This is a genomic window from Halomonas sp. LS-001, from assembly GCF_052983955.1.
Genome location: NZ_CM129816.1, coordinates 1,104,836 through 1,117,558 on the forward strand (window position 1 = coordinate 1,104,836; position 12,723 = coordinate 1,117,558).

13 protein-coding genes are annotated in these 12,723 nt (G+C 56.0%); 9 read left to right on the top strand and 4 right to left on the bottom strand.

The genetic code is table 11. From position 1 onward, the window contains the following. Positions 1-2 precede the first annotated feature (2 nt). The 3 genes from ACU6TU_RS04840 to ACU6TU_RS04850 form a co-directional block, all read right to left on the bottom strand. Entirely contained in the window at positions 3-986 is a 984-nt protein-coding gene (locus ACU6TU_RS04840) for a lysophospholipid acyltransferase family protein (RefSeq protein ID WP_447143445.1), read from the bottom strand. Positions 987-988: 2 nt separating this feature from the next. After that, positions 989-1,387, bottom strand: a complete 399-nt coding sequence (locus ACU6TU_RS04845) for a DUF4870 family protein (protein WP_447143446.1) — start codon at positions 1,385-1,387, stop codon at positions 989-991. A 110-nt stretch (positions 1,388-1,497) separates the two neighbouring features. After that, entirely contained in the window at positions 1,498-1,878 is a 381-nt protein-coding gene (locus ACU6TU_RS04850) for a VOC family protein (RefSeq protein ID WP_447143447.1), read from the bottom strand. 51 nt (positions 1,879-1,929) lie between these two features. Here ACU6TU_RS04850 and ACU6TU_RS04855 point away from each other — a divergent pair, with 51 nt between their 5' ends. The 9 genes from ACU6TU_RS04855 (at position 1,930) to ACU6TU_RS04895 (ending at position 11,502) form a co-directional block, all read left to right on the top strand. Beyond that, positions 1,930-2,589 (top strand): class I SAM-dependent methyltransferase, encoded by a 660-nt coding sequence (locus ACU6TU_RS04855; RefSeq protein ID WP_447143448.1) that lies wholly within the window; start codon positions 1,930-1,932, stop codon positions 2,587-2,589. A 73-nt stretch (positions 2,590-2,662) separates the two neighbouring features. Beyond that, a complete protein-coding gene (locus tag ACU6TU_RS04860; RefSeq protein ID WP_447143449.1) occupies positions 2,663-4,039 on the top strand; it encodes an MFS transporter in 1,377 nt (458 codons plus the stop codon). 141 nt (positions 4,040-4,180) lie between these two features. After that, entirely contained in the window at positions 4,181-5,962 is a 1,782-nt protein-coding gene (locus tag ACU6TU_RS04865) for an acyl-CoA dehydrogenase (RefSeq protein WP_447143450.1), read from the top strand. 33 nt (positions 5,963-5,995) lie between these two features. After that, positions 5,996-7,621, top strand: a complete 1,626-nt coding sequence (locus ACU6TU_RS04870) for an acyl-CoA synthetase (protein ID WP_447143451.1) — start codon at positions 5,996-5,998, stop codon at positions 7,619-7,621. Positions 7,622-7,662: 41 nt separating this feature from the next. After that, the gene (locus tag ACU6TU_RS04875; RefSeq protein WP_447143452.1) at positions 7,663-8,511 is read left to right on the top strand and encodes a 3-hydroxybutyryl-CoA dehydrogenase; all 849 of its coding nucleotides are present in this window, start codon (positions 7,663-7,665) and stop codon (positions 8,509-8,511) included. Positions 8,512-8,686: 175 nt separating this feature from the next. Continuing rightward, the gene (locus ACU6TU_RS04880; protein ID WP_447143453.1) at positions 8,687-9,460 is read left to right on the top strand and encodes an enoyl-CoA hydratase-related protein; all 774 of its coding nucleotides are present in this window, start codon (positions 8,687-8,689) and stop codon (positions 9,458-9,460) included. Between the two features lie 32 nt (positions 9,461-9,492). Next, complete coding sequence (locus ACU6TU_RS04885) at positions 9,493-9,717, top strand: hypothetical protein (RefSeq protein ID WP_447143454.1); 225 nt, start codon at positions 9,493-9,495, stop codon at positions 9,715-9,717. A 64-nt stretch (positions 9,718-9,781) separates the two neighbouring features. Further along, a complete protein-coding gene (locus ACU6TU_RS04890; RefSeq protein ID WP_447143455.1) occupies positions 9,782-10,321 on the top strand; it encodes a YaeQ family protein in 540 nt (179 codons plus the stop codon). 128 nt (positions 10,322-10,449) lie between these two features. Continuing rightward, positions 10,450-11,502: a virulence RhuM family protein gene (locus ACU6TU_RS04895; RefSeq protein WP_447143456.1), complete on the top strand. Its 1,053-nt coding sequence runs from the start codon at positions 10,450-10,452 to the stop codon at positions 11,500-11,502. A gap of 300 nt (positions 11,503-11,802) precedes the next feature. Here ACU6TU_RS04895 and yghU read toward each other — a convergent pair whose 3' ends face one another. After that, a complete protein-coding gene (gene yghU / locus ACU6TU_RS04900; protein WP_447143457.1) occupies positions 11,803-12,666 on the bottom strand; it encodes a glutathione-dependent disulfide-bond oxidoreductase in 864 nt (287 codons plus the stop codon). Between the last annotated feature and the right edge of the window lie 57 nt (positions 12,667-12,723).

Genomic DNA, 12,723 nt, shown 5'->3' on the forward strand with positions numbered 1-12,723 from the left:
GCTCAATAGAGCCGGGAATCGCCGAAGTCAGTGTGATTCCGGGCTTCCTCTGCCACCTTGCGGTAGCGTTTATATTCCCACTGATACTGTGCCGGGTCGAGGGCAATCGCGGTTTCTACGCTGGCATTAACGCCGGTGGCAGAAATCACCTCATCGTCGCTGTAGACGTTTTCGTCAGCATCCAGAAAGTGAATCTCGAAGCCCTTGCCGGGCACCCGTATGGCAACGCCCGTTATGACTCTGGCGCTAGTGCGCATCACCATCTTGGGTAGCAGGGTGGCCGTGTAAGCCTCCCGCTTGAAGAAGGGCGCAAATACGCCACTGCCCCAGGCGGGTTCCTGGTCGGGAAGAATGCCGATCGCCTCGCAGCGTTTCAGTGCTTTCAAAAGCGCTGCCACACCACGTGGGTTGGTAGGCACCAATTTAGCCCCCATACGTTCACGCCCCTGGCGAATCACCGGGTCGAGGTCGCTGATTTTGGGTGGCTCATACATGGCGGTAAACGGGAAGTGACTGGAAAGCCAGAAATTCAGCACCTCCCAGTTACCGAAGTGGGGTGCCAGTACAATCACGCCGCGTCCTTCCTCGCGGGCGTTGTCCAGCTTTTCACGGCCGTGAACGGCCAGGATGTGGTCATCGACCCGTTTGGGCTCAGCCATCCAGGCATGCCCCAGCTCCAGCATGGTGGCAGCCGAGTGTTGCAGGCTTTTCCGGCCAAGCTCAGCAAGCTGTGCGGGCTTCAGATGAGGGTAGACAGCGTTCAGGTTGGCGTTAGTGACATGGCGTTCCCGTTTGCTGAAACGGTAGACCAGAAAACCAAGCCAATGTGCCAGTCGCCAGAGACGTGAAAGGGGCCAATGAGCGAGCTGCCGCCACAACCAGGCAATGGCACGCCCGCGGGTTAACTTACCGCGTGGCTTAGCCGTTGTTGGCGGTTTGTCTTCATCGTGCGGATTGTCAGGCGGTGATGGTGGCAGCGTCGACATGTTTAGATCAGCCAGGAATTCACATTGCTGGGCGCGCGTTTTTCCTGCAGGCCCTTAAAGCCTTTCACGCAGCGAATAATCAGCCAGACGGCCAGCGCCATCAGTAGAGGGATACCGATCAATACAAAAGTCAGCAATGAAAAAATGATGGCGTAGAGCAGACCAATCCAGAACGTGCGAATCTGGTAACGGTAATGCTCATCCAGCCAGGCTGGCCCTTTACCTTTATAGATATAAGCAACGATTACCCCGATCAGCGAAGTGAACCCAAGTATCAAGCTGCCAAGGTAAAACCCGTAGATCACCATCGCCATGGAGGTGTCGGGCGGATTGTTTAAATCAAGGTTTTCGTCGATAACGTCTCCCTCGACGGGCACTTTATCATGATCATCCTGACGCATATTCGTACTCCCTTATTAAAAATGGTTTAGCGGCGCTATCATAACGTGCAATGCCGCGAATGGCACCTGGCAGACACGTAGTGAATATGACAGTGAATCAATAACTGCGCTCAACGGACAGGACGGGAAATTTCCAGTAAATTGCCGTCAGGGTCGCGTAGATAAAGCGATACGATAGGCCCATTGGCGCCCTGGCGGTTGATCGGCCCCAGCTCAATCTCGACGCCGAGCGCCTCAAGGTGCTGCTGAAATTCATTCAGTGGCAGGCGGCATCGCAGGCATATATCCAGGCTACCTGGTGTCGGTGTGGCTGAAACGGGCGCTACATCGGTATCGGTTTGATGTAACCGCAGTGCGGCGTCTCCCAGCATCAGGTCAACCCGCTGGGCGTCGCGGTAGCGAACATCCAGGCCTAGTACCCGCGAATAAAAGTCTACTGCGCGATCGACATCAGTTACGTTAACGACAAGATGGTCAAGACCTGACAGCATGTGACAACCCTTCAGATAATTAAAAAACCGTTTTGATAAAGCGAGGATACGATGAAGTGGCGCTGCCCGCTATGCCTGGACGAAAAAACTCAACATTATCATCGTGATTCACGACGTGACTACTACCAGTGTGCCAGCTGCAAACTGGTCTTTGTGCCGAGCAGCCAACATCTATCGCCTGAGCAGGAAAAACAGGAATATGACCGTCATCAGAACAGCCCGGAAGACCAGGGATACCGGCGCTTTCTGACGCGTCTGCTGACGCCGCTTGAGGCTCGCCTGTCACCTCATGCCAAAGGTCTGGACTTCGGTGCGGGGCCAGGGCCAACCCTTTCCGTCATGTTCGAGGAGCGGGGCTATCCCATGGCGATCTACGACCCTTTTTATGCCCCTAGTCGCGATGTGCTGGAAAACCACTATGATTTCATCACTGCCACAGAAGTGCTTGAGCACCTGTCCTCCCCCCGTGAGGTAATGGCGCAGCTGCATCGTATGCTCAATCCTGGAGGGTACCTTGGAGTCATGACCAAGCGGGTCAAGGATCATGCGGCATTTACGCGTTGGCACTATATTCAGGACCCCACCCATGTGGCGTTTTTCAGTGAGGAAACGTTTTGCTGGTGGGCTGCTCGGTATGGGGTCGGCGTGGAATTCCCTGGGCCAGACACAGTGATTATGCGAAAACACCACAGAACAGCCGAAAAGCATTGACTTTAACGGCTTCAGCGCAATAATTGCGCGCCGCTTATCAGTGGAGCGGGTTATCGATGTCGAGGTGAGTGCAATGTCACGCCAATTATTAGCCATGGCGCTAGCGCCCCTGTTGGGGCTGTTTATTCTGGGAATCGGCAACGGCTTTCTAGCGACGCTGATTACCGTGCGCCTGGATTCGGCGGGTGAGTCCGCGACGATCATCGGTATTGTCTCCTCTGCCTACTTTATTGGCCTCGCGCTGGGTGCCATGTTCAATGACCGGTTACTGCTGCGCATTGGTCATATTCGCGCTTACGGTAGCTTTGCCTCATTGGTCGCCGTCACCGTGCTGCTGCAAGGACTGACCAGCGAACCCTGGGCATGGTTTGCCTTGCGGTTGATAGGTGGTTGGGCCACCGTCGGGGTGTACCTGGTCATTGAAAGCTGGCTATTGACCTCAGGCGACCAGAAAGTCAGAGGCCGTTTGCTGGCGCTATACATGATTTCCCTCTACGCCGCTGGCGTACTTGGCCAGTTGTTGCTGGGCGTTGTCGACCAGATGGGGCCAACCGTGCCCTTTATGGTCATCGGTATGCTGGCGTCGTTATCGGTGCTGCCCATGGCCATGATTCCCCGTGTTTCGCCGTTGATGGAGCATGCTGAACCGCTGCCTCCCTTCCGGCTGATCACCATGACACCGACCGGCGTCATGGGCAGCCTGGGCTCAGGCATGGTCGTAGCCGCGGCCTACAGTCTGTTGCCGCTTTACCTGCAGCGCATTGGCATGAGCGTTGCCGAAGTGGGGCAGATGATGGCAGTGGTGATTCTGGGCGCCATGTTGCTGCAATACCCGATCGGCCGCTGGTCAGATCGCCATGACCGACAGTTGGTATTGATCGCCATCAGCGTTTTTTGCGTTCTGATTTCCGCCGCCATGATTTGGTTGCCGTTATCAACAGGCCTGTTGATCGTGTTGCTGTTTCTGCTGGGTGGTGGCGTATTTGCGCTTTACCCGGTGGCTGTTAGCCATGCAGCTGACCGTGCGCCGGCGGGCGCTTTGGTGAGGATGAGTCAAGGCCTGCTGTTGATCAATTCGATTGGCTCGACAATTAGCCCGTTGATGATCTCTCCGGTGATGACAGCGGTGGGTGACGCAGGGCTGTTCTGGGCCTTTGGCGGCTTAAGTCTGTTCTTTGCGCTGTTCTTCATCTGGCGACGCAGTGTTCGTCCGGCACCGATACCTGTCGCACCGTTTACCCCGACAACGCCAATGACCGCGGCAGGGGCTGAGTTGGTGGTCACTGAAGAGTTGATGCAGGGCGCGTTGGACCATGAACACAGTGAAGACCTCTCAGACGTGGTGCCGGACGTGGACGTAGCGGAGCCTTTGATGGGGCCGCCTGAACAGAAAGAAAGCCAGGTCACTTACTTTGAGGATGATGCGCTTTCTGCAAGTCGTGAAAAATGAAACGTCAACAGACCCTAGGGTGGCTTCGCGGAGCAAGCCACCCATGGCTACGACGTTAGGCGAATGGTGTGAATAAAGTAGGGAATCTACTATCTTGCGTAGAAGAATTCCTAATTCCGCTATTTTCTGTTGAGGCCTTGCATGAATTATTATGCCGCACCTGTTCGCGACATGCGCTTTGTTCTGGAAGAACTGCTGGCGCATCGCTCCCTGTCACTGCCTGGCTTTGAAGACGCCTCTCCCGACCTGATCGAAGCTGTCCTTGAGGAAGCCGCCAAGCTGGCCAACGATGTCTGGGGGCCGCTGAACGACGTGGGTGATAAGCAAGGTACCCAACGCCATGAAGATGGCAGCATTACCACAGCACCGGGTTTTGCGCAGGCCTATAAAGCCTACGCCGAAGGGGGTTGGAACGGTATCGGTGTCTCGGAAGCATTAGGTGGGCAGAACCTGCCGGAAGTCGTGGCCAGCTCCGTTCAGGAAATGCTCCACGGTGCCAACATGGCGCTTGGCCTTTGCCCCATGCTGACGGCGGGTGCCATTGAAGCGCTTGCCCATCACGGCAGCGACGAGCAGCAAGCGCTCTACCTTCCCAAGCTGGTCGAAGGTACCTGGACCGGCACCATGAACCTCACCGAACCTCAAGCCGGCTCGGATCTCTCCAAAGTTCGCACCAAGGCGGTTCCCGAAGGGGATCATTACCGCATCAGTGGTCAGAAAATCTATATCACCTGGGGCGAACACGACGCCGCTGAAAACATCATTCACCTTGTATTGGCCCGCAAACCCGATGCCCCGGAAGGCAACAAGGGGATTTCCCTGTTTCTGGTGCCCAAATTTCTGGTTAATGCTGACGGCTCCCTGGGTGAGCGTAACGATGTGACCTGCGCGTCTATCGAACACAAGCTGGGCATTCATGGGTCGCCCACCTGCACCCTGAGCTTCGGCGAGCAGGGCGGCGCGGTCGGTTATCTGGTTGGCGAAGAAGGGCGCGGCCTGAACCATATGTTCACCATGATGAATGAAGCACGCCACAAGGTGGGTATTCAGGGAATCGGTGTGGCAGAGCGTGCCTGCCAGCATGCGGTTGCCTATGCCGCAGAGCGGATGCAAGGGCGAAGCCCGCGTTCCGGCAAGGCGGACTGCACGATCAGCGATCACCTGGATGTCAGGCGGATGCTGCTTTCCATGCGAGCCCGCACGGATGCCTTGCGAGCCCTTGCCCTGACCTGCGCCGCTGAGCTGGATAGTGCTCGCCATGGCACTGATGCCGAGCAGCGTGAAAAGGCCCAGGCGCGCGTGGATGTATTGATTCCCGTCGTCAAAAGCTTCTCAACCGATCAGGCGGTGGATATTGCTTCTGTGGGGATTCAGGTTCACGGCGGCATGGGGTATGTGGAGGAAACCGGCGCTGCCCAGCTGTTACGTGATGCGCGAATTGCCCCTATCTATGAAGGCACCAACGGCATTCAGGCGCTGGATCTGGCCGGGCGTAAACTGCAGCGCGATAACGGTGCGGCGCTGGCCGCGTTGCTGGATGACGTGGAGCGCACGGCCTCGATGCTCAGTGAACAGCCCGAGCTGTCGAACTTAGGCAAGGCGCTGGCTGCCGGTAGCGATGACGTGCGAGCCGCCATGGCGATTGTGTTGGAGCAGGGGCAGACGGTGGGAGTGGATGCCGTTCAGGCCTATGCAACGCCATTGTTAAACCTCACGGGGCACGTACTGTGCGCCTGGCAGATGGGTGAGTCGGCGCTGAAAGCTCAGGCGGCGATAGCACAAGGCAGCAATGACCCTTTCTATACGCAGAAATTATGCAGCGCCGAATATGTCATCACCCAGTGGTTGCCCGTTGGGCGAGCACAGCGAGCGGTGATTGAAGCGGGCATGCAGTGCCTGAGCGGTTTTGATGTTCACGCATAAATGGATGGAAACGGATAACTGAGGCCTTACGCCATGTCGATTTTCGAGCAGGACCTGCCAAAAACCCAAGCCAACCACGTCGCGCTTTCGCCGCTGACCTTTATTGAGCGTTCCGCGACGGTTTACCCGGATTACCCGGCTATGGTTCACGGAGACACACGCCGTAACTGGGCCGAAACCTGGTCGCGCTGCCGCCAGCTGGCATCAGCGCTGAGAGGTCGTGGCCTGAAACCTGGCGATACGGTGGCGGTCATGCTGCCCAACGTACCGGCGATGTTTGAAGCGCATTTTGGCATACCACTGGCCGGTTGCGTCCTTAACACCCTGAATATCCGTCTGGATGCCGACGCCATCGCTTACATGCTGGCCCACGGAGAAGCCAAAGCAGTGCTGGTGGACCCGGAATTCGCCGAGGTCGTCACGGCGGCAGTGGCAACGCTTGACGTCAAGCCGCTGGTGATTGATGTGGCAGATGAAGAATTTCTGGGAGCCATGCCGGGTATCGGTGAAATTGAGTACGAAGCGCTACTGGCGGAAGGAGACGCGGATTTTGCCTACCAACTGCCGGAAGACGAATGGCAGGCAATTTCGCTCAATTACACCTCCGGCACCACGGGCAAACCCAAAGGCGTGGTCTACCACCATCGCGGCGCGTATCTCAACGCGGTGAGTAATATTATGGAATGGGCGATGCCGCATCATCCGGTGTATCTGTGGACACTTCCCATGTTCCACTGCAACGGCTGGTGTTTCCCCTGGACGATTGCTGCCAATGCGGGGGTGAACGTGTGCCTGCGTAAGGTCGACCCTAAACGCATCATGCAGTTGATCCAGCGGGAGGGCGTCAGCCATTTCAGCGGTGCGCCGATCATCCTGAATGGCATGGTGAATCTACCTGATGAAGACAAGTGCCAGTTCGAGCACAGTGTGAAAGTCACCACCGCCGGTGCCGCGCCGCCTGCCTCAGTGATTTCCGGCGTTGAAAAACTGGGTATTGAAGTCACTCACGTCTATGGGCTGACCGAAGTGTACGGGCCGGTAACCGTGTGTGCCTGGCATGATGCCTGGAACGAACTGCCTATTGATGAAAGAGCCCGCCTGAAAGCGCGCCAGGGCGTGCGCTACCATATGCTGGAAGCCCTGTGTGTCGCCGACCCCAACAGCCTGGAACCGGTGCCCAAGGATGGCGAAACCATCGGTGAGATTCTGATGCGCGGCAACAATGTCATGAAAGGCTACCTGAAGAACAAGGCAGCAACGGAGCAGGCGCTGGAAGGCGGCTGGTATCATACCGGTGATCTGGCGGTGTGGCACAAGGATGGCTATATCGAAATCAAGGACCGCTCCAAGGATATTATTATTTCCGGCGGTGAGAACATTTCGACCATTGAAGTGGAAAACGCCATTTACTCGCATCCGGCGGTTGAAGAGGCGGCAGTGGTCGCCAAGCCGGACGAAAAATGGGGTGAAACGCCCTGCGCGTTCGTCAAGCTGAAAGTCGGTTACGGCGAAGTGACGGAAGACGACATCATTGCCCACTGTCGCGAGCGGCTGGCGAGTTACAAGCTGCCTAAAACGGTTGTGTTCAGCGAGCTTCCCAAAACATCGACCGGCAAGATCCAGAAATTCGTCCTGCGTGAAGAAGCACGCAATCAATAAGACAAGTGACTACCAAGACAAGCGACTACAGGAGCTTATCTATGAGCGAACAGATTATCGGTGTTGTGGGTGCTGGGACCATGGGGCAGGGGATTGCTCAGGTCGTTGCTGCGAGTGGCTATACAACGCGCCTATATGATGTGGCCGATGAGCAGCTCACGCGGGCCCAGGCCAACATCGATAAAGGGCTAGGCAAACTGCTGGCCAAGGAGAAAATCAGCGCGGCCGACAAGGATGCGGCCATGGCAAGGCTTTCTACCACTACCGCACTGGAAGCGTTGGCCGATTGCGCGATTATTATCGAAGCAGCGCCTGAACAACCCGCCCTGAAGGAAAAGCTCTTTCGCGATCTGAGTAACCTCAGCAGTCAGGCAATTCTGGCCTCCAATACCTCTTCACTCTCTCTCACTCGCCTGGCAGCGGTCTGTGAGCGCCCCGAGCGGGTGGTCGGCATGCACTTTTTTAACCCGGTGCCGGTGCTGAAACTGGTCGAAGTGATTCGTGCTGAACAGACCAGCGATGCCACGGTGGAAGCCATCGAACAGCTTGCCGGTGCACTGGGGAAAACCGCCGTACCGGTAGGGGACTCACCGGGTTTTGCGGTAAACCGCCTGCTGGTGCCGATGATCAACGAAGCCGCGTTTCTGGTTCAGGAAGGTGCCGCCACGCCGGAAGCCGTGGATGAGGCCATGAAGCTGGGGGCTGCTCACCCGATGGGGCCCTTGGCACTGGCCGACCTGATCGGGCTGGATGTTTGTCTGGCGATTATGGAAGTCCTGCAAAATGGCTTTGGCGACCCGAAATATCGCCCCTGCCCGCTGCTGAAGCGCATGGTGGATGCGGGCTATCTGGGGCGTAAAAGCGGCCGAGGCTTTCACACCTACGAATAAACGCACCGGGATGCCCGCGACAAAAGAAGCGATTGCCACCCAACCAAGCGTTCGCTAGTGTTGGCGGGTGTTCACTATCAATGCGGCATAGCAACTGATGTCCAGTAACAACTGATGTCCATTGACAACGAATGTTTAATAACAACGAATGTTCAGTAACAAACAAGGAGCCAGCATGAGCGAAGCAGTCATTGAGAAGGTCGATAACGATGGTATCGTGCGTTTGACCATTAACCGCCCCAAAGCACTGAACGCACTGAACAGTGATGTGCTGACGGCGCTTGAAAACGTTCTGGTCGAGCTGGAAAGCCATCCATCGTTACGTGCCGTTCTGATCACCGGTGCCGGTGAGAAATCCTTTGTGGCCGGGGCGGATATCGCTGAAATGCGTGAAAAAACGCCGGAACAGGCCCGCGCCTTTGCCGGTCAGGCACTGCGTACCATCAAGCGCCTGGAAACGCTGCCTGTGCCGGTGGTCGCCCTGGTGAACGGGTTTTGCCTTGGCGGCGGCTGCGAACTGGCACTGGCCTGCGACTGGGCAGTCGCGAGTGACAATGCCGTGTTTGGTCAGCCGGAAGTGCTGCTTGGCGTAATTCCCGGTTTCGGCGGCACCCAGCGCCTGCCGCGGCGGGTCGGGCCTGCCATGGCACTGGATCTGGTCACTACAGGCCGTAAGATCGACGCCAACGAAGCCTTGCGTATTGGCCTGGTCAACCGCGTTATGCCACAGGCGGAGCTGGAAGACTACGTGGCCGAATTGACCAAGCAGTTGATGGGCAACGGCCCGCAGTCAGTGCGCGGTGCCAAGCAAGCCGTTCATGATGGCATGGATCAGGATCTTGATAGCGCGCTGGCACTGGAAACCAGCCTGTTTGCCTTCTGCTTCGCAGGAGAAGAGCAGACAGAAGGCATGAGCGCCTTTGTCGAAAAGCGTAAGCCTAATTTCTGATAGTAGCGTCTGTTAGGTAGTTGGACTCGGGGGTGGCGGTAACGTCACCCCCGTTTTATGCGCCCGTGGCGTTTCGGATACAGACCTTTAATCTACCGTTAAGCGAAGTGTCGCAGGCTTACGTTCAGCGTCTGCTTGCGCTACCGGCAATGCAGGAATGGTATCAAGCGGCGTTGACTGAAACCTGGCGTGAGCCCATGCACGAGCAGGAAACTGTTAAAAACGCCACGCTGGTCAACGATTATCGAGCGGTGTAGCGCAAGGTTACCCCGTGTTTGGATAAATCCGCTACACTGGCGCAAATTTTTGATGGATACCCCCATGGCGTTAAGTGCTACCCCTTATAAAGTTGATGTCAACTTGACGGATCTTGATCGCAATGTGTTTGAAACGCTGCGTTTTACGGTGGCCCGTCACCCGTCGGAAACAGAAGACCGGATGTGCGCCCGATTGATCGCTTACCTGTTGTGGTACAACGATGCCCTGGCGTTTGGTCGTGGGCTTTCTGATGTGGATGAACCCGCCTTGTGGGAAAAAAGCCTGGATGGTCGCGTGCTGCATTGGATAGAAGTCGGTTTGCCGGATGCAGAACGCCTTACCTGGTGTTCACGCCGGTCACAGCGAGTGTCGCTGTTGGCGTATGGGCGGGTCGACCTGTGGGAAAGCAAGGTACTGCCAGCGGTGTCTGCGCTTAAAAATGTGCACGTCGCCGGGTTGCCTCAGGAGAGCCTGAGCACCATCGCCTCGGGATTGCCGCGTTCAATAAACTGGGCGGTCATGATCAGCGATGGCTCGCTGTTTATCACCGATGAAAACGGCCAGCATGAAATGACGCCGCAGTGGCTATTGAGAGATCGTTAGGGTCTTTTGTATTTATTCGATCAGACGTGTGCTCCCCAATTATGATATGGCTTTGTTTCCGACGCGCTGAAGATCAATGTGGAGCAGATCTTCCGACAACTCTTGCCCAGCACTGAGGTACGTGCGCTATGAACCAAGATTCTGATCAGCCTGGTAGCACAGGGGATATCCTGCTGTATGAGGCAGCCGAAGGCCGGTTGCGGCTTGAGGTGCGCTTGCAGGATGAAACCCTGTGGCTCACTCAAAACCAGCTGGCCGAGTTGTTCCAGACCACCCAGCAGAATATCAGTGGCCACATTCAGAACGTCTACGCAGAGGGCGAGCTGGAGCGGGAGGCAACTCACAAGAAATTCTTGTCAGTTCAGCTGGAAGGTGGCCGAGAGGTTCGTCGCCAGCGGGATTTCTACAACCTGGACATAATCATTGCCGTTGGCTACCGGGTTAAAAGTGCCATCGCTACTCGCTTTCGTATCTGGGCTACCGAGCGCCTAAAGGAATACATCATCAAAGGCTTTGTAATGGATGATGAACGCCTCAAGGAGCCGCAGAACGACCGCTATTTTGAAGAGCTGTTGGCGCGTATCCGCGATATCCGCAGTTCTGAAAAGGTGTTCTGGCGCAAAATGCTGGATATCTACGCCACCAGCACCGATTACGACCCCAAGGCGGAGCAAACCCAGCTATTCTTTAAACAGGTGCAGAACAAGATGCATTGGGCTGCTCACGGGCATACGGCCTCTGAGTTGATCTTCCAACGTGCAGACGCTAGCGCACCTAACATGGGTATCACCAACTTCTCGGGAAAAAATCTGCTGAAGCGTGATATTGAGGTTGCCAAGAACTACCTGACGGAAGAAGAGCTCAATATCCTGAACCGCATCGTCAATGCGTACCTGGAACTCGCTGAGGTGCAAGCGCTTAATCGACAGCCCATGACCATGGCGGATTGGCAGCAACGGCTCGATCAATTTCTGACCATGACCGGACGTGAGCTGCTGACCCATGCGGGCAGCATCAGCAACCAACTGGCGTTGAACAAGGCCCATCAGGAGTTTGAAAGGTTCCGCGAGCAACGGCTGCAACAGCCCTCAGAGGCGGAAAAGCACTTCATTGAGGCAGAAATGACACTGAAGCAATTGAAGTCACCCCAAAGGTCAGGCAAGAAAGAACCGCGGCATTGATCGCCGACCATGGTTCTTTCTGCACGGTAGTGTGCAGAAAGCCTTGTAGAAAGATTGCAGAAAGGAATGCTATGAAGCCGAAGTTTTAAAACCTGGGCTTATCAGACCGATGCCGTGGAATCCAACGGTGACGTGTCTGAAGGTGACTACAAAGCTTACTTTACCCAGCGGCGCTTCGTTAACTCTCTGCTGTACTGTATTCCTTGGCTTAGTCTCCCGTCGATGTGCCAGGATCCGCCTGACCAAAATCGGCCCGCTACTATGCGGGCCATTTTCGTTTAGCGGCTTGCCGGTCAGGTATCAGTCGAGTTTGTCTTGGGTTTTCAGCTCGAAATCACTGGCGTCGTGGCGTTCGTGGAGCTGCTCGCTTGGCTCACCCCAGACCCGATTGACCATACGGCCGCGTTGGACGGCAGGGCGTGCGTCAAGCTCGTCGGCCCAGCGTTGCACATGGGTGTAAGTATGCGCTTCGAGGAATTCCGCCGCGTCGTAGACGCGGTTTTTGATCAGTGCGCCGTACCATGGGTAAATCGCCATATCGGCAATGGTGTACTCTTCGCCCGCCATAAAACGATTTTCCGCCAGATGCTGGTTCAGCACATCCAGCTGACGTTTGACTTCCATGGTAAAGCGGTTAATCGGGTATTCCAGAGGCTCAGGCGCATAAGCGTAGAAATGACCAAAACCACCGCCGAGCATCGGTGCGCTACCCATTTGCCAGAATAACCAGGATAGGCACTCAGTGCGCTTGGCCGGGTCACTGGGTAAAAAGGCGTCAAATTTCTCGGCCAGATAAAGCAGAATGGCCCCTGACTCAAATACCCGCTGAGGTGGGTTCACACTGTGATCCATCAGCGCCGGAATCTTAGAATTGGGGTTTGCTTCGACAAAACCGCTGCTGAACTGCTCACCTTCGGTGATTCTGATCAGATGCGCATCATATTCGGCACGGCTGATGCCCTGCTCCAGCAACTCTTCAAGCAGAATGGTGACCTTGACGCCATTGGGGGTCGCCAGCGAATAGAGCTGTAGAGGATGCTTTCCTACCGGCCGTGCCTGCTCATAAGTCGCACCCGCAGTAGGCTTGTTGATATTCGCGAACTGCCCACCGTTACCCGGTTCCCAGTGCCAAACGCGTGGTGGGGTATAGGTGTCTTCACTCATTGCAATCTCCTTTATAAGCGGCATGGATAAATACCGTGCTTAAACAAAACACCACCG